Origin of the sequence: Phascolarctobacterium sp. (assembly GCF_045124115.1) — a bacterium.
Taxonomy (GTDB): Bacteria; Bacillota; Negativicutes; order Acidaminococcales; family Acidaminococcaceae; genus Phascolarctobacterium_A.
Genome location: NZ_JBGVLF010000017.1, coordinates 54,924 through 70,693, shown reverse-complemented (window position 1 = coordinate 70,693; position 15,770 = coordinate 54,924). Strand labels below are relative to the sequence as shown.

17 protein-coding genes and 1 tRNA gene are annotated in these 15,770 nt (G+C 45.9%); 15 read left to right on the top strand and 3 right to left on the bottom strand.

What is annotated here, in order from left to right; translation table 11 throughout:
* Nucleotides 1-35: 35 nt before the first annotated feature.
* The 8 genes from ribD (at nt 36) to rny (ending at nt 7,873) form a co-directional block, all read left to right on the top strand.
* Nucleotides 36-1,139, top strand: a complete 1,104-nt coding sequence (ribD, locus tag ACJMM4_RS02560; protein ID WP_405378926.1) for a bifunctional diaminohydroxyphosphoribosylaminopyrimidine deaminase/5-amino-6-(5-phosphoribosylamino)uracil reductase RibD — start codon at nt 36-38, stop codon at nt 1,137-1,139.
* Entirely contained in the window at nt 1,139-1,792 is a 654-nt protein-coding gene (locus ACJMM4_RS02555; protein WP_405378923.1) for a riboflavin synthase, read from the top strand. Before ribD ends, ACJMM4_RS02555 begins: the two co-directional genes overlap by 1 nt.
* Nucleotides 1,793-1,802: 10 nt before the next feature.
* The gene (locus tag ACJMM4_RS02550) at nt 1,803-3,032 is read left to right on the top strand and encodes a bifunctional 3,4-dihydroxy-2-butanone-4-phosphate synthase/GTP cyclohydrolase II (protein ID WP_405378920.1); all 1,230 of its coding nucleotides are present in this window, start codon (nt 1,803-1,805) and stop codon (nt 3,030-3,032) included.
* Nucleotides 3,033-3,083: 51 nt separating this feature from the next.
* Nucleotides 3,084-3,545 (top strand): 6,7-dimethyl-8-ribityllumazine synthase, encoded by a 462-nt coding sequence (ribE, locus tag ACJMM4_RS02545; RefSeq protein ID WP_405378917.1) that lies wholly within the window; start codon nt 3,084-3,086, stop codon nt 3,543-3,545.
* A gap of 11 nt (nt 3,546-3,556) precedes the next feature.
* The gene (hslO, locus tag ACJMM4_RS02540; RefSeq protein WP_405378914.1) at nt 3,557-4,417 is read left to right on the top strand and encodes an Hsp33 family molecular chaperone HslO; all 861 of its coding nucleotides are present in this window, start codon (nt 3,557-3,559) and stop codon (nt 4,415-4,417) included.
* Nucleotides 4,418-4,509: 92 nt separating this feature from the next.
* Nucleotides 4,510-5,568 carry a recombinase RecA gene (gene recA, locus ACJMM4_RS02535; protein WP_405378911.1) on the top strand — a complete coding sequence of 353 codons (1,059 nt, stop codon included), beginning with the start codon at nt 4,510-4,512 and terminating at the stop codon, nt 5,566-5,568.
* Nucleotides 5,537-6,064, top strand: a complete 528-nt coding sequence (locus ACJMM4_RS02530) for a regulatory protein RecX (protein ID WP_405378908.1) — start codon at nt 5,537-5,539, stop codon at nt 6,062-6,064. Before recA ends, ACJMM4_RS02530 begins: the two co-directional genes overlap by 32 nt.
* A 273-nt stretch (nt 6,065-6,337) precedes the next feature.
* Nucleotides 6,338-7,873 carry a ribonuclease Y gene (rny, locus tag ACJMM4_RS02525; protein WP_405378979.1) on the top strand — a complete coding sequence of 512 codons (1,536 nt, stop codon included), beginning with the start codon at nt 6,338-6,340 and terminating at the stop codon, nt 7,871-7,873.
* A gap of 122 nt (nt 7,874-7,995) precedes the next feature.
* Here the strand turns inward: rny and ACJMM4_RS02520 are convergent, their stop codons facing one another.
* A complete protein-coding gene (locus ACJMM4_RS02520; protein ID WP_405378906.1) occupies nt 7,996-8,874 on the bottom strand; it encodes a LysR substrate-binding domain-containing protein in 879 nt (292 codons plus the stop codon).
* A 119-nt stretch (nt 8,875-8,993) separates the two neighbouring features.
* Between ACJMM4_RS02520 and ACJMM4_RS02515 the strand changes: the two genes are divergently transcribed.
* Together ACJMM4_RS02515 and ACJMM4_RS02510 are read left to right on the top strand one after the other, a co-directional pair.
* A complete protein-coding gene (locus ACJMM4_RS02515; RefSeq protein ID WP_405382927.1) occupies nt 8,994-10,025 on the top strand; it encodes a YeiH family protein in 1,032 nt (343 codons plus the stop codon).
* Nucleotides 10,026-10,124: 99 nt separating this feature from the next.
* The gene (locus ACJMM4_RS02510; RefSeq protein WP_405382925.1) at nt 10,125-10,559 is read left to right on the top strand and encodes a C-GCAxxG-C-C family (seleno)protein; all 435 of its coding nucleotides are present in this window, start codon (nt 10,125-10,127) and stop codon (nt 10,557-10,559) included.
* 57 nt (nt 10,560-10,616) lie between these two features.
* On the opposite strand, the gene ACJMM4_RS02505 is transcribed toward ACJMM4_RS02510, so the two are convergent.
* Nucleotides 10,617-10,691: transfer RNA gene (locus ACJMM4_RS02505), tRNA-Arg, on the bottom strand.
* A gap of 162 nt (nt 10,692-10,853) precedes the next feature.
* Here ACJMM4_RS02505 and ACJMM4_RS02500 point away from each other — a divergent pair.
* From ACJMM4_RS02500 to ACJMM4_RS02485, 4 genes are all read left to right on the top strand, one after another.
* On the top strand, nt 10,854-11,276 hold the full coding sequence (locus tag ACJMM4_RS02500) for an acyl-CoA thioesterase (protein ID WP_405379938.1): 423 nt from the start codon (nt 10,854-10,856) through the stop codon (nt 11,274-11,276).
* Nucleotides 11,277-11,280: 4 nt separating this feature from the next.
* Nucleotides 11,281-11,925, top strand: coding sequence for a coenzyme F420-0:L-glutamate ligase (locus ACJMM4_RS02495; RefSeq protein WP_405379940.1), 645 nt, complete (start codon nt 11,281-11,283; stop codon nt 11,923-11,925).
* A 12-nt stretch (nt 11,926-11,937) separates the two neighbouring features.
* Nucleotides 11,938-12,465: a hypothetical protein gene (locus ACJMM4_RS02490; RefSeq protein ID WP_405379942.1), complete on the top strand. Its 528-nt coding sequence runs from the start codon at nt 11,938-11,940 to the stop codon at nt 12,463-12,465.
* Nucleotides 12,466-12,885: 420 nt separating this feature from the next.
* The gene (locus ACJMM4_RS02485; RefSeq protein WP_405382923.1) at nt 12,886-13,941 is read left to right on the top strand and encodes an IS30 family transposase; all 1,056 of its coding nucleotides are present in this window, start codon (nt 12,886-12,888) and stop codon (nt 13,939-13,941) included.
* 245 nt (nt 13,942-14,186) lie between these two features.
* Here ACJMM4_RS02485 and ACJMM4_RS02480 read toward each other — a convergent pair whose 3' ends face one another.
* The gene (locus tag ACJMM4_RS02480; RefSeq protein ID WP_405381480.1) at nt 14,187-14,978 is read right to left on the bottom strand and encodes a transporter substrate-binding domain-containing protein; all 792 of its coding nucleotides are present in this window, start codon (nt 14,976-14,978) and stop codon (nt 14,187-14,189) included.
* Between the two features lie 257 nt (nt 14,979-15,235).
* On the opposite strand from ACJMM4_RS02480, the gene ACJMM4_RS02475 reads away from it, so the two are divergent.
* Complete coding sequence (locus tag ACJMM4_RS02475; RefSeq protein WP_405381482.1) at nt 15,236-15,745, top strand: SseB family protein; 510 nt, start codon at nt 15,236-15,238, stop codon at nt 15,743-15,745.
* Nucleotides 15,746-15,770 lie beyond the last annotated feature (25 nt).

The window sequence follows — 15,770 nt, the reverse complement described above, 5'->3', positions numbered from 1 at the left end:
TGTTTTATCCCCGGAAAGATTTGAAGGTGATAAATGTGACAGATGAACAGTATATGCGGCGGGCGCTGGAACTGGCGCTGGAAGCCGAAGGCAATACCAGCCCCAATCCTATGGTGGGCTGCGTAATTGTTGATGAAGATGGTAATATCGTAGGCGAAGGCTATCACCATAAAGCAGGCGAACCTCATGCGGAGGTCAATGCTTTGGCAGAGGCGAAGAACCTGGCCCAAGGCGCCACTGCCTACGTAACCTTGGAGCCTTGTGCTCACTACGGACGTACAGGGCCCTGCTGCGTAGCTTTGGCCAGAGCAGGAATTAAGAAAGTGGTAGCAGCCTGCATGGACCCTAATCCCCAAGTAGCAGGCCAAGGTTTAGAATACTTGCGCCTGCAGGGCATAGAAGTAGTAACCGGCGTTTGCGAAAAAGAAGCGTTGCGCCTTAATGAACGTTTCTTTACTTGGATTAGTAAAGGACGCCCTTTTATAACTTTGAAATACGCCATGACTTTGGATGGCAAGATTGCCGCTCGTACCGGCGACAGTAAATGGATTACCGGGGAGGAAGCACGTACCTATGCTCATCGCCTGCGCAAGCAGCATGATGCTGTTTTAGTAGGCATTGGTACGGTGCTGGCTGATGACCCGGAGCTGACCACCCGTATGGTACAGGGCAAGAACCCTATCCGCATAGTGCTGGATAGCAAGCTGCGTATTTCCCTGATGGCGACGATACTGAACCCTGCAGCGGATACCATTATTTTTACAGGCTTGGACGCTGATAAAGTAAAAGCAGAAGCGCTGAACGCTTTACCCAATGTGGAGGTTGTACGCCTACCTTTGGACGAAAACGGACGCCTGCCTATTGATTTAGTAGTAACTGTTATGGCGCAAAAGGGCATTACCAGCGTGCTGGTAGAAGGTGGCAGTGCCGTCCATGGTGCCTTCCGTGATGCTGGCTTAGCAGATCGGGTGTGTGCCTTTATTGCTCCCAAAATCGTTGGCGGCAGCCAAGGCTTTACGCCCATGGGCGGCGTAGGCAGCGACTTGATCGCAGATGGCTGGCAGTTGGACGAAGTGGAATATAAACTTTTAGGCCAAGATTTATTGGTTACAGGTTTGGTACGAAGGGAGGCTGAATAATGTTTACAGGTCTTGTTGCCGAGTTAGGGTCAGTACAAAAGCTGGCACGACAAGGCAATTCCTATCATTTAACAATCAGCGCCCGCAAGGTATTGGAGAACCTGAAGATTGGTGACAGCGTAGCCGTTAATGGCGCCTGCCTGACTGTAGTACGCATGGATAACGATGGCTTTACTGCTGACGTGATGCCGGAAACGGTACGTCTGACCAATATCGGCAGCTTGAATGCCGGGGACAAGGTAAACTTGGAGCGTACCCTGCGTTTGTGCGACGGTTTGGATGGGCACATTGTCAGCGGCCACGTGGAAGGCTTAGGTGTTATTAGCAGCCGTAAGCCTGAAGGCATTGCTATGGTGGTGACCATTACCACTCCTGCTGCACTCTTAAAGTACATTATCAAGAAAGGCAGTATTGCTATTGATGGCATTAGCCTGACGGTGACGGAAGTTACGGATACTACTTTTTCCGTATCCTTGATTCCCCACACGGCTAAGGAAACTACCTTGGGCTTTAAGGGCGTGGGCGCTACGGTTAATTTGGAAACTGATATTATTGGTAAATATGTGGAGCGTATGTTGACTTGGAAGAAGCCTTCCGGTAAGCAGGCTGCTCCCTTGGATATGAATATGCTTATGGAAAATGGCTTTATGTGAGGTGAATGTCATGGAAAATAAATTTAAATATAACACTATTGAAGAAGCAATTGCGGCAATTAAAGCAGGCAAAATGGTTTTAGTTACTGATGACGAAGACCGTGAAAATGAAGGCGATCTGATTATGGCTGCGGAGCTGTGTACTCCCGAAGCAATTAACTTCATGGCAAAAGAAGCACGTGGCTTGATCTGTATGCCTGCTTCCGGTGAGATTATGGACAAGCTGCAGTTTGGCGCTATGGTAACAAAGAACACCGATAATCACGAAACTGCTTTCTCCGTATCCATCGACCATGTGGATACTACCACCGGTATTTCTGCTTATGAACGTGCCTACACTATGAAGAAATGCGCAGAAGCAGGCGCTCAACCTAGCGATTTCCGCCGTCCCGGTCATGTCTTCCCCCTGCGCGCCCGCGAAGGCGGCGTACTGGTGCGTACCGGTCATACGGAAACCACTGTGGATTTATGCAAGTTGGCAGGTCTGCAACCTGTAGGCATCTGCTGCGAAATTATGAATGACGACGGCCACATGGCGCGTACTCCCGATTTGATTGAGTTCGCTCAAAAGCATGACCTTGTCTTCATTACTGTAGCTGACCTTGTTGCTTATCGCAAATCCCACGAAAAGATGGTGCATCGTGTTGCGGAAGCTGCCCTGCCAAGCAAATACGGTACCTTCAAGATTATTGCTTATGAAAACGATTTGGATGACCTGTGCCATGTAGCTATTGTTAAAGGTGATGTAGCAGGCAAGAAGGACGTATTGGTACGCGTACACAGCGAATGCTTGACCGGCGATGCTTTCGGCAGTCTGCGCTGCGACTGTGGCGACCAATTGGCAACTGCCTTGCGCATGATTGAAAAAGAAGGCTGCGGCGCCGTTGTCTATATGCGCCAAGAAGGCCGTGGTATTGGCTTGGCTAATAAGATTCGTGCTTATGCTTTGCAAGACACCGGGTTGGACACTGTGGAAGCTAATGTCCGCTTGGGCTTTGCTCCCGACCTGCGCGATTATGGTTTAGGCGCCCAAATCCTGTCCGATCTGGGCTTGACCAGCATCCGCCTGATTACCAATAATCCTGCGAAACGCATCGGCCTTTCCGGTTACGGTATTACCATTACAGATCGTGTGCCCATCGTTATGGAGCCCAATAAATATAACGAACATTACCTTGATATTAAGGAAGAGAAAATGGGTCACAAACTGCATGACTGCGGCTGCAGCTGCTGTAAATAAGTTTCTAGTAAAAATATAATTAGTTTTTTAGATATTTGGAGGTAAGAAAAGATGAACGTATTAGAAGGTAAACTGACTGCAAAAGGTATGAAAGTAGCTATTGTTGTAGCTCGTTTTAACGAATTTATCACCAGCAAACTGTTAAGCGGTTGCGTTGACTGCTTGCTGCGCCATGAAGCTGCTGATGAAGATCTGACTGTAGCTTGGGTTCCTGGTGCTTTTGAAATTCCCATGGCTGCCAAAAAATTGGCTGAAAGCGGCAAATATGATGCTGTAATCTGCCTGGGTGCGGTTATTCGTGGCGCAACTCCCCACTTTGACTATGTTTGCGCAGAAGCATCCAAGGGTATTGCCCAAGTTAGCATGCAAACCGGTGTGCCTGTAGCTTTTGGCGTACTGACCACCGAAAACATTCAACAAGCTGTAGAACGTGCAGGCACCAAAGCAGGCAATAAAGGCGTTGACTGTGCTATGACTGCTATGGAAATGGTTAATCTGTTTAAAAATATGTGAGGCGTTGGCTGATGGAAGACGTTTTAACTAAAGCAACTGCAGAGGGCGTACGTATTTACGCCCTCTGTACTACTAATCTTGTACGGGAAGCAACCCAAAAACATGGCTGCTCCCACTTGGCAAGTGCAGCCTTGGGGCGTGCTATGAACGGCGCCCTGCTTTTGGCTGCCACTATGAAGGATGGCGAACGCATTAGTGTTCGCTTTAAAGGCGACGGCCCTTTGGGCGAAGTGGTTGCTGATGCAGAAGGCAATTCTGTACGCGGCTACGTAGAAAACCCCGATGCTTTCCTGCCCTTGAAGGCTGATGGCAAGCTGGACGTTGGCGGTGGTATCGGTGCAGGCAATATTATCGTCACCCGCTACCTGCAAAATGCAGAGCCCTTTACCGGTTACTGCGAATTGGCAGATGGCGAGATTGCCAGCGATCTGACTAAATATCTGTATGTGTCCGAACAGACTCCTTCCAGTGTCGCTTTAGGCGTACTGGTGGACAAGGACGGTACTGTTACTGCTTCCGGCGGTTTCTTCATCCAAGCTATGCCCGGCTGCAGTGAAGAAGTGCTGGCTAAACTGGAGGAAAATGTCAGCCTGACTCCCTACGTAACCCAACTGCTGGAGATTGGCTATACTCCTGAGAAGATAATTGAAATCTTAGGACGTGGTCTCGACGTGGACATTAAGGAAACAATTCCTGTACAGTTCAAATGCCGTTGCAGCAGAGAAAAGATTTTGGCAGCTTTGGGTAATTTGGACCACGCTTCTTTGGACGAGCTGGCTCACGACGAAGTAACGGAAGCACACTGCCAGTTCTGCAACACTACCTACACCTTTACGCAGGCAGAAATCCAAGGTCTCTTAAATAAGGAATAAACAAATCTATACTTGACAAGCGAAACTTTTGTTTGTATAATTAAACCATACGTTATGCAAGTTCGGATTTAGCTATGTCAGGAGGTAAGAACATGGATGCAGATAAAAAGAAAGCCTTAGAAATGGCTATGCACCAAATTGAAAAGGATTTTGGCAAAGGCAGCATTATGAAATTAGGTGAAGCCAGCGCCAAAATGAATATAGAAGTTATTCCCACCGGCGCTTTGTCTTTGGACATTGCCTTGGGCGTAGGCGGTATTCCTCGTGGACGCGTTATTGAAATCTATGGTCCTGAGTCTTCCGGTAAAACTACTGTTGCCCTGCATATGATTGCGGAAGCACAGAAGATGGGCGGTTATGCTGCCTTTATCGACGCAGAACACGCACTTGATCCTGAGTATGCCCGCCATTTAGGCGTTGATATCGACAATTTGTTGATTTCCCAGCCTGATAACGGCGAACAAGCTTTGGAAATTGCTGATGCTTTGGTACGTAGCGGCGCTATTGACATTATCGTTATCGACTCCGTTGCTGCGCTGGTTCCCCGTGCAGAAATCGAAGGCGAAATGGGTGATTCCCATGTGGGCCTGCAAGCGCGCTTGATGAGCCAGGCACTGCGTAAGCTGACTGCGTTGATTTCTAAATCTAAATGTGCCACCATCTTCATCAACCAGATTCGTGAGAAGGTTGGCGTAATGTTTGGCAACCCGGAAACTACTACCGGCGGTCGTGCCTTGAAGTTCTACTCCACCGTGCGCCTTGACGTGCGTCGTATCGACACCTTGAAAAACGGCAACGATATGATTGGTAGCCGTACCCGTGTCAAAGTAGTTAAGAACAAAGTTGCTCCGCCCTTTAAACAGGCTGAGTTTGATATTATGTACGGCAAAGGCATCTCCCACGAAGGCTGTATTGTTGACTTGGGCGCAGACCTCGACATTATCAACAAGAGCGGCGCTTGGTATTCCTATGGCGATATCCGTCTGGGCCAAGGCAAGGAGAAGGTTAAGGACTTCCTCCGCGATAATCCGGATGTTGCTAAGGAAATCGAAGGCAAGATCCGCGCTTTGACTATTGCTAAGCCGGGCGAAGCTGTAGCTCAAGATGAGGCACAAGCTGATGTGGAATCAATCTTCAAAGACGAAAACTAAAGCAAAGTTTAACAGCGCGCAGGAAGCATATGACTGCGCGCTGAATTTGCTTTCCTATAGGGATTACAGCGAGCAAAAGCTGCGGGAACGCTTGCAGCGGAAGGGCGCTGATGCAGAGCAGTCCGATGCTGCTGTGGAAAAACTGCAGCACTACGGCTTAATCGATGACCGTCGTTATGCCCAGCGTGTTTACGAATATTGGTTGCAGAAGGGCGCTTATGGCAGGCTGCACCTGCAGGCGGAGCTGCAAAAACGGGGCGTTGCTCCGGAACTGGTGCGGGAGACCGTGGCACAGTTTACTTCCGCCCAAGAAGAAGTGCACGCAGAAAAGGCGGCAGCCGTCTTCCTACAGCGCAATGGGCGAAAATTGGAACAATTACGTCAAGACAAGCGTAAATTATACGCTGCTGCAGGGCGCTTTATGGCTGCCAGAGGCTTTAGTGGCGAGCATGTGAAGATTTTGTGGGAAAAATTACTGTCCGACACCGATATATAGTGGGGGAAACCTGCTTTCCCTTGACAATTTTGTAAAATTTCATTACAATGGTATTAGTCCATCGTGATTATATCATTGGATTTTTTCACGAGGTAACACGTAGTTGTTACCTTCTTTTTTGCCCTTTTTCAAGGATTATTAATAGATTAATTGCTATAGATTAATAGATTACATATTCAATGGAATAAGGACATTTATAGCAGACGCGAAGGCGCCTGCTGTTGTTATGCAAAAAAACTTGAAAAAATTTTAAAATTTTAGGAGGTGAGGACGATTTTAGAGATTATTGGAACCGCTGTCGTTGTCGGTTTGGCAGGTGGCGCTGTAGGCTATTTGGTACGTAAGAACGTAGCTGAAAGCAAGATTGCTACTGCAGAAGAACAAGCTATCCGCATTGTGCAGGAAGCTGAACAAGCCGGCGAGGCAAAACGCAAAGAAGTGATGATGGAGGCTAAAGAAGAAATCCATCGTCTGCGTTCCGAAATGGAACGCGAAAATAAAGATAGACGTAATGACCTGCAACGTCAAGAACGTCGTCTGCTCCAGAAGGAAGAAAACCTGGATCGCAAAATCGAATCCTTCGAACGTAAGGAGGAGAAGCTAGCTTCTAAAGAACAGCGCTTGAATGCTGCTCAAGAGAAAGCTGAGCAATTGTGCCAAAAGCAATTGGCTGAATTGGAGCGTTTGTCCGGTCTGACCAGCGAGGAAGCAAAGCAGGAACTGCTGTCTTCCTTGGAGGACGAAGTTAAGCATGAGTCCGCAATGCTGATTAAAGATTTGGAACAACAGGCAAAGGACGAAGCAGAGAAGAAAGCTAGAGAAATCATTTCTTTGGCTATCCAACGTTGCGCTGCCGATCATGTAGCTGAAACCACCGTTTCTGTAGTTGGTCTGCCCAACGATGAAATGAAGGGCCGCATTATTGGTCGCGAAGGCCGCAACATCCGTACTTTGGAAACTTTGACCGGTATTGATCTGATTATCGATGATACTCCGGAAGCAGTTATTATTTCCGGTTTCGATCCGGTGCGCCGTGAGGTTGCCCGTATCGCTCTGGAGAAATTGATTAATGATGGTCGTATCCATCCGTCCCGTATTGAGGAAATGGTGGAGAAGGCACAAAAAGAAGTTGAGCAGAAGATTAAGGAAGCAGGCGAACAAGCAACCTTCGCTGTTGGCGTACACGGTCTGCATCCCGAGCTGATCAAACTGCTGGGCCGTCTGCGTTACCGCACCAGCTACGGTCAAAACGTGCTGAACCATTCTGTAGAAGTTGCTAATTTGGCAGGCGTGATGGCTTCCGAATTGGGCGTGGACGTTGTTCTTGCTAAACGTGCAGGCTTGCTCCACGATATCGGTAAGGCTATTGACCACGAAATGGAAGGCTCCCACGTAGAAATCGGCGCTGAAATCGCTAAGAAGTTCCGTGAGTCCGATTTGATTGTCAATGCTATTATGGCTCACCATGGTGACGTTGAACCTAAGAGCGTAGAAGCTGTTTTGGTATCCGCTGCCGACGCAGTATCTGCTGCCCGTCCCGGTGCTAGACGCGAAACCTTGGAAAGCTACTTGAAACGCTTGACCCGTCTGGAAGAAATTTCCGAATCCTTCGAGGGTGTTGAAAAATGCTATGCTGTTCAAGCAGGTCGTGAAATCCGCATTATGGTTAAACCTGATGTAATTGACGATGCTTCCGCAGTATTACTGGCACGTGACATTTCCAAGAAGATTGAAGCGGAGATGGAATATCCCGGCCAGATCAAAGTTGTAATCATCCGTGAAACCCGCGCGGTAGATTACGCAAAATAATATATACCTATTCTAGCTTGCGCCTACATGATGGTGTTGTTAGAAAAGTTAAAGACGCGTTCTGTTTATCAGGACGCGTCTTTTTGTATATAAAGTATTTGTAGTTTTCGTACTATTCTCTCTTACTTGCATAATTCTTGATAAATTTTTACGTAATCATCGCGGAAGATACTGTCTTTGAGGAAGATGAAGTCGATTTCATGGCGCAGATGCCAATCCTTTAAATTAATAACCGCTAGTTCACCACGTTGCACTTCCTCATCAACGGCTGAGTAGTAGCAGAAGGTAATGCCTAAATTCGCCATGAGCATGTGTTTGATGGCACCTATGTTGCCAAGCTCAATAAGATTGGCGAAGTCCGTTACCGCCATGCCTTTTTCTTCCAAAGCGCGCTCTAAAATCTCCCGCGTACCGCTGCCTGCTTCCCGCAGAAACAGGTTTTCTTGCAGTAAAGAGTGTAGAGGCTTGCCTTGGTAAAGACGTGCTTTAGCAGGACTTGCCACTGCTACAAAGCCTTCTTCCCGATAGGGTAGGAATTCGTACTCCAACTTGGGGAAGAATCCTTCTACGATAGCAAAATCCAATTCTCCTGTCGTCAGCTTGGCCAAAAGTTCCTTGGTATTTGCTACCGCCATCCGCACATGGCTGTGGGGATGGTTGCTCAAAAAGTGTTCTAGATTTTTGGGAACCATAAATTCCGCTACGGATAGCGTAGCACCAAAACGATATTTTTCTTTATCCGATTGGCTCTGCTGCAAGCGGTCCCGCAGATGCTGCTCGTCATGGCGTAGGGCGATGGCTGCCTGCTGCAGGATTTTCCCTGCTTCCGTCAGTAACAGCTTTTTACCGCTGGTGGTAAAAAGGCGCACGCCGTAGGCTGTTTCTAAAAATTTTATATGTTGGGAAACTGCAGGCTGGGTCATGTTCAATGTTTCTGCAGCTCTAGTAAAGTTCATATATTGGCACACTGTTAAAAATGTTTCCATGCGAAAGTCTTGCATAATCGCACCTCCATAGATAAATCATAACATAAAATTATGGTTTAATAAAGATAGATAGTTTTTAATTATCGTTAAAGTGTGGTAAGATTAAAGCATCACATAAGAAAGAAGGCTTGAATATGGAATCTATGCAAAAGAAATTGCGCGGCCTGCTGCTGTGCATCCTTATCTCCATCCCCTGTTGGTACTTAGGCAAAATGTTCCCCTTGATTGGTGGTCCTGTTTTTGCTATTATCGCCGGTATGATTATCACTATCTTTATTAAAGATAAAAGCAAATTGAAGGATGGTATTACTTTTACTTCTAAAAAAATTCTGCAATATGCAGTTATTTTGCTGGGCTTTGGTTTGAACTTGTCCGTGGTACTGCAAACAGGCAAGCAATCCCTGCCCATCATTATTTCTACTATCGGTGTTTCTTTGCTCATTGCTTGGGGCTTGCATAACTTTATGCGTATTCCCACAAAGATTGCGACTTTGGTAGGTGTTGGCTCCTCCATTTGCGGTGGCAGTGCTGTAGCCGCTGCTGCACCTGTTATCCAAGCAGACGACGAAGAAGTTGCCCAAGCGATTTCCGTAATTTTCTTCTTCAATGTCTTGGCAGCGTTGATTTTCCCCACTTTGGGTGTTTTGGTGGGCTATGCTACTAACAGCGGCGAAGGCTTCGGCATTTTTGCCGGTACTGCTGTTAACGACACTTCTTCCGTTACTGCTTGCGCTTCCACTTGGGACTCCATGTTTGGCTTAGGCTCTGCAACGTTGGATAAAGCGGTAACTGTTAAGCTGACCCGTACTTTGGCAATTATTCCCATTACCATGGTGCTGGCGTACATGGGTGCTAAAAAAGGCAATGGCGAAGGTGGCAAAACTTATAGCCTAAAGAGCGTCTTCCCTTTCTTTATCATCTACTTTGTTTTGGCTTCCGTAATCACTACTGTGGCTCAAAGCATGGGCGTTGGTGCGGAAGTTTTTGCTCCCATTAAAACTTTAAGCAAATTCTTCATTGTACTTTCCATGTGCGCTATCGGTTTGAACACAGATATTATCAAACTGGTAAAGACCGGTGGCAAGCCCATTGTGCTTGGCTTCTGCTGTTGGGTGGGCATTACTGTAGTAAGCCTTGTTATGCAGCACGTACTGGGCTTGTGGTAAGCTAAACGCATTCCTCCAAGATGGAAAGAAAACATTGTCTGGCTGACAGGCGTATGCTACAATAAAGCCATGTACAATATTTGAATGGGGGATGTTTCCATGAAAGAAATTTACCAACTGGCAGCAGATTACCACACTGCCGGCAACAACTGTGTAGAATCCGTAGTTAAGGCCTGTAACGAAGGTTTGCAACTTCACCTGCCGGATCAAGCAATCCGCATGATTAGCGGCATGGGCGGCGGCATCGGCCGTAGCGGCTGTGTGTGCGGCGCTTTAAGCGGCTCCACTATGGTGATTAGCTCCATTGTAGGCCGTCTGGATCCGTCTGAAAAGCATCAGACCGAAGTTTATAAATTTACCCATGAATTTTATGAGCGTTTTGTAGCGCATTTTGGTTCTCCTTGCTGCGCCCAACTAAACAAACTGTCCTTTGGTACTCCTGAATACCGCACTAAATGTATCAAGATTACTGCAGAAGCTGCGGATATGGTTTCCGACTACTTGGTAGAAAATGGACTTGTCAACAAAGCATAAAGTAAACAAAAAGCCCTGCTCCTTACATTATATAAGGCAGCAGGGCTATACTTTTTCTGGTGCGCCTGAGAGGAATCGAACCTCCGCACACGGTTCCGGAGACCATTGCTCTATCCACTGAGCTACAGGCGCAAATTTTTACTGCAATATTATAGCATAGAAGGGAAATGTTTGCAAAGAAAACTTGTCTGGCGCAGAGTTCGTGAAAAATTTTCAGTTAGGGTGTATGTACTTTCTTACAAAAGTGCTATAATATACAATTGACTTATGAACATAAAGGAGTATATTTTCCCTATGATTACAATTAGAGACAGAGTGCGTTTTGTAGAGACCGATATGATGGGCGTGGTGCATCATGCCAATTATTTGCGCTGGTTTGAAATGGGACGCGTTGCCTATCTGCGTGCCTGTGGTGTAACCTTGGGCGAGATGATGGACGCAGGTGTAATCTTCCCTATTACGGAGGTTAAAGTCAAATATAAAAATTCCTGTACCTTTGATGATGAGTTTGAGGTACAGGTAAAGATGAGCAGCTTTAACAAAGCTAAGATGGATTTTACCTATCAGGTTATCCGCCTGCGTGACGGTGCTGTGGCAGTGGAAGGCTTTACCCGCAATGTATTTACGGATAAAGAAGGACGCATTGTCCGTTTGGAGCCCCGTTGGTACGATAAAATTCAAAAGGTATATGCAGCGGAAAAAGCTGCGGAGGAGTGAGATAATGGAAAAGTATGAAATCGTTCCCGTGCCTACTAGGATTCTGACCCACCACGATGATATTTGTGATGCGATTTTGGAGTTTGGCAAGGATAAGATTGGTCCTAATGATGTTGTTTGCGCTGCAGAAAGCGTAGTTGCTATTACCCAAGGTCGTGCCTTGCGCTGTGAAGAATTCCATCCGGGCTTTTTGGCTAAGGTTCTCTGCCATCTGTTCCCGTCCAAGGGCAGCATCAGCAGCTGGTATAGTATGCAGGCGCTGATTGATGCTGAAGGCGGTGCCCGTGTGTTGTACGCCGTTATTTGTGGTTTTGCTGCTAAATGTGTAGGCATCAGCGGTACCTTCTACCGTCTTGCCGGTGAGCAGGCACGTTTGATTGACGATATTACAGGCACTATGCCTCCTTATGACAAGCACGTAGTATACGGTCCTGCAGAACCTGCCAAGGTTGCAGAAGCTATTACCAAGGCTTGCGGCTGCTATGGCGCAGCTATTGCCGATGTTAACGATTTGAAACGCAGTGCTGTTTTGGGCGTTTCTAAGGGTGTGGATGCCGACAAGGTGGCAGCTATCCTCATTGACAATCCTTTTGGCAATGGCAGTGAGAAGACGCCTATCTGTATTATTAAAAATTATCATAAGGCGTAAGGAGGGTGCAAGATGCTTTTGACTATTATTGGTGTTCTGCTGGCAGTCATTGTTTTGGGCGTGCTGGTAGTTGCGTTGTATATTATGGTGCAAGGCGATGCCCAAATGCGCCTTTTGACTAAAAAACGCGGTGCTGTTACTAAAGCAGGGGAGCAGGAAGGTCGCGTGGATTTCCAATTGGAGGTTCCTTTTGACAATATCGGTAAGCAGGAAGGTACGATCCTTGATGCGTATATGCGTATCTATCTGCCCCAAGAGCAGTATGACGATGTACTCTTGCGAGGCAAGGTAAATTTGGAAGGCGTAATGCGTGACGACGATTATTTTGAAGCATTGCTGGTACCTGCAGGTACAGGTAAAAAGTTAGTGCTACGCTTTGAAGCTTATGCTAAGAATGGCAAGACTATCAAAGAAGCACTGAGCAACATTCCTGATGTGGATGTGGCTCTGTTTGCAGACTGCCGCGGCCGCCGCGAGCTGTACACCGTTAAGGAATACCTGACGCTGACTGCTGAGGAAATGCGCGAGTTGGTAAAATAAAAGAAAATATAACGTAAAAAAAGCGAAGTACCGTTTTAAATGGTACTTCGCTTTTTTAGAAACACGTATAATACGTATTGCGAATAAAAGAACATTTATCCAGAATACGTGTTATAAACAAATATAATGTTTGAATTTAGAATTGTATATGATATAATACTAGTGGACAACCGTGTTGCAGGGTGGCTTGACCATTATCTGACTGCAAGGAGGTGGTGCCCATGAAATATTTCGATTTCAAAGACCTTATGGCTTTCGGAATGTTTTTGTTGGCATTGCTGACTTTCATCAAATTGATGGTTTCTTAGAAAACGGTTAGTTGTAAAATGAAGTTGCACAACTGAATAAAAAAGATCCATGGTGGTATCTTTCTGTTAAAATAAAGTTGCTACACAAAATCAGCAGAAAGGACTGACCACCATGGATCAATCTCAAGATACCACAATTCATCAAAAAGGTAAACACTTTTCTAAAGAAAATCGCTATATGCTTCAAGGTTTTCTAAAATGTTGCTCTCAAGATGGTACCAAACCATCTCTGCGTACCCTAGCCAAAGTATTTAACTGTGCTCCTAACACCATTAAAAAGGAATTTGCAAGAGGCAGTCATCCAAACACCGGAAAATATTCTGCAGCAAGAGCTCAAAGAGATTACAACAGCAAACATGCTAATAGCTGCATGAAGCCCTACAAAGCTCTGCAAGTATCTACGTACCTTCTTTGGGTTACGAACCAATTCAGAAAAGAGAAATGGTCTTTAGATGCCTGTGCAGGCAGAGCCAAAGCACAGGCCCTCTTTAAAAAAAGTGCGATGGTATGCAGTAAGACCCTGTATAACTACGTAGATCTCCAATTACTTCCCAGTATCCGTAACATTGATTTACCTGCTAAACTCCGACGCAGGAGACATAAGGATAATGTCCGTAGGAATCTCAGAATTCTAGGTGAATCCATTGATAGCAGGGATGATAATGTACTGTTACGCAAGGAGTTTGGCCATTGGGAGGTCGATACTGTGATTGGCAGCAAGCTCAAAGGAGATAAGGTGTTACTTACTCTTTGCGAAAGGTTGACTCGTAAGTATATAGCTATACAAATACCTTCTAAGACAGCTGAGGCGGTTATGCACGGAATGGAAATAGTCAGAAAATATTTTGGAAGCCGTTTTTCTCAAGTATTCAAGACCATAACTGCTGATAATGGTAGTGAATTTGCCAGAATAGCAGAGATTGGAAAGAAGTCCGAAACCAAGGTATATTTTGCTCATCCATATTCCTCCTGGGAAAGAGGTAGTAATGAAAGAGCAAATGGCTTATTGCGGCGTTTGATTCCCAAGGGAAAACGTATTGATGGGTATCAAGAAGACGATATCTTCTTTGCAACGGAGTGGGCTAACAACCTACCTAGGAAGTGCTTGGGGTACAAGTCCCCCAATGAGTATTTTGATGAATATCTAGACCGCATATATGCAGCCTAGAGGATTGAAAAAAGTGTGCAACTTGCTATTGCAATTTAGAAACTATATAAAATATTAAACCAGCTGTAGCTTGTGCCGCAGCTGGTTCGTTTTTTAGTGGGAGAGGATGTATCGGGAATATTTGCCGTTATTATCTTTGATGATGGTGCCTTTTGCTAACATTTTACGCAGGATGAGGATGGCAGAGAAACCCAAAAGGCGTTCCTCCCGTTATTGAGAAGAACGCCTTGCGTTTCTATTCGTGTTTATTTAATGTATTGGTCTTCTAATCTGTCTAAAGTGCCGTCCATGTCCTTTTCTTCCATGAAGAAGTTGACATAGTTAAGCCAATCTTGGTCGCCCTTAGCCATCAAAATACCAAACTGGCTCTTGGTGAAGGGATCATCCAAGAGGGGAGCTGCCAAACGGGCATCGTCGCGTACATAGCGGCGTGCTTCCATAGTTTCGGTAATCATAACGTCAGCTTTGCCTTCGGCGATAAGGCTAGGGATTTCTGCGTTTTGCGGATGTACCAGACGGGTGCAGTTGGGCAGATTGTTAATAGCAAATTTTTCGTTGGTGCCACCGGGATTAACCATAACGCGGACATTAGGATTATTCAAATCTGCTTCGGATTTAAATTTTTTCGCATCAGCTTTACGGCAGAGAATGGTCTTACCAAAAAGCAGATAGCCATGAGACATATTCATCTTTTGCTGTCTAGCAAAGGTACGGGTAATGCCACAGATAGCGATATCGAATTTGCCTGCCATAGTATCAGCAGTGAGTGTTTTCCAAGTGGTGGGCACGTACTCTACCTTTACGCCCAAAGATTTTGCCAAAAGCTCTGCAACTTCGCAGTCAAAGCCTTCGTATTTGCCTGTTTCCTTGTTCAGATAGCTCATCGGCTTGTAGTCACCGGTGCTGCCCACAAGGAGGGTGCCGCGTGCTTGCACGTCTTCAATCTTGCCTGCTTCCGCAGTAGGCATCAAACCACCCACGCCTAAAACCGTCGTTGCTAACAACGCGCCTGCAAATAATTTTTTCCAACTTACCATACTACCATTCTTCCTTTCTTCTCCATGCTATACGCTGGATTTGCGTTCATTATATTACATTTTACGTTGTTTTTCTAGTTAATTCTGAAAATTTGTTGCAGAACAAATAACGGCCGCTAAAAATGTAAGCAATATTACATATCTTGCAGCTATAAAGGTCGGGAAAACGGTTTTCCATGACTCTGTGAAAACTTTTATTTTCTTTGTCTGCATCATGCTGTATAATACAGGCATACGGATTTTGAGGAGGCTGTATTATGGCAGAACATGTTTATCATATTTATCCCCGCACCAAAACTAAGGCTTTGACTAACATAGAAGAAAAGATTGCCCTTTTACCGGAAGACCACCAACTGTACACGGAGGAAAATGTAGGTGCTGTGCTGCAGGCTATTTATGAGGCTATGCAGAACTACGACTCCTTCATCGTGCCTGTAACCTTGCCTGCGGAGGCTATGGCTGAACTGGAACAGGAAGGTTATGCTGATGGCGTTGTAGTAACGGATGTCAAGAACTACTATAACGTTAGCTTTAAGGTAGTCCCCACTAAGGATGGCAAGAGCAATTTTGTAGCCTTTACGGATCAGGAACAGCTTGCCAAAGGGGAGCCTGTTTCCACCGTTACTATGAAAATCACATCTTTACTTTATACGGCAATGAACAATAACGATTTCCACGGAATCATGATTAACCCTTGGGGCAAAACCTTCTTCCTAGCTAAGCCGTACATTGAGTATATCTTTGAAAATCTCAACAGTAATAAGTAATAATGCAGCCTCTGCCGTTCTGGCA

What these genes read in the sequence shown, in the direction of transcription:
- ACJMM4_RS02520 (WP_405378906.1), bottom strand. Translation starts at nt 8,874, where the DNA reads ATGCAAGACTTTCGCATGGAAACATTTTTAACAGTGTGCCAATATATG.
- ribE (WP_405378917.1), top strand. Translation starts at nt 3,084, where the DNA reads ATGAACGTATTAGAAGGTAAACTGACTGCAAAAGGTATGAAAGTAGCT.
- ACJMM4_RS02490 (WP_405379942.1), top strand. Translation starts at nt 11,938, where the DNA reads ATGCTTTTGACTATTATTGGTGTTCTGCTGGCAGTCATTGTTTTGGGC.
- ACJMM4_RS02500 (WP_405379938.1), top strand. Translation starts at nt 10,854, where the DNA reads ATGATTACAATTAGAGACAGAGTGCGTTTTGTAGAGACCGATATGATG.
- hslO (WP_405378914.1), top strand. Translation starts at nt 3,557, where the DNA reads ATGGAAGACGTTTTAACTAAAGCAACTGCAGAGGGCGTACGTATTTAC.
- ACJMM4_RS02480 (WP_405381480.1), bottom strand. Translation starts at nt 14,978, where the DNA reads ATGGTAAGTTGGAAAAAATTATTTGCAGGCGCGTTGTTAGCAACGACG.
- ACJMM4_RS02530 (WP_405378908.1), top strand. Translation starts at nt 5,537, where the DNA reads ATGTGGAATCAATCTTCAAAGACGAAAACTAAAGCAAAGTTTAACAGC.
- ACJMM4_RS02550 (WP_405378920.1), top strand. Translation starts at nt 1,803, where the DNA reads ATGGAAAATAAATTTAAATATAACACTATTGAAGAAGCAATTGCGGCA.
- recA (WP_405378911.1), top strand. Translation starts at nt 4,510, where the DNA reads ATGGATGCAGATAAAAAGAAAGCCTTAGAAATGGCTATGCACCAAATT.
- ACJMM4_RS02485 (WP_405382923.1), top strand. Translation starts at nt 12,886, where the DNA reads ATGGATCAATCTCAAGATACCACAATTCATCAAAAAGGTAAACACTTT.
- ACJMM4_RS02495 (WP_405379940.1), top strand. Translation starts at nt 11,281, where the DNA reads ATGGAAAAGTATGAAATCGTTCCCGTGCCTACTAGGATTCTGACCCAC.
- ACJMM4_RS02515 (WP_405382927.1), top strand. Translation starts at nt 8,994, where the DNA reads ATGGAATCTATGCAAAAGAAATTGCGCGGCCTGCTGCTGTGCATCCTT.
- ACJMM4_RS02475 (WP_405381482.1), top strand. Translation starts at nt 15,236, where the DNA reads ATGGCAGAACATGTTTATCATATTTATCCCCGCACCAAAACTAAGGCT.
- ACJMM4_RS02510 (WP_405382925.1), top strand. Translation starts at nt 10,125, where the DNA reads ATGAAAGAAATTTACCAACTGGCAGCAGATTACCACACTGCCGGCAAC.
- ACJMM4_RS02555 (WP_405378923.1), top strand. Translation starts at nt 1,139, where the DNA reads ATGTTTACAGGTCTTGTTGCCGAGTTAGGGTCAGTACAAAAGCTGGCA.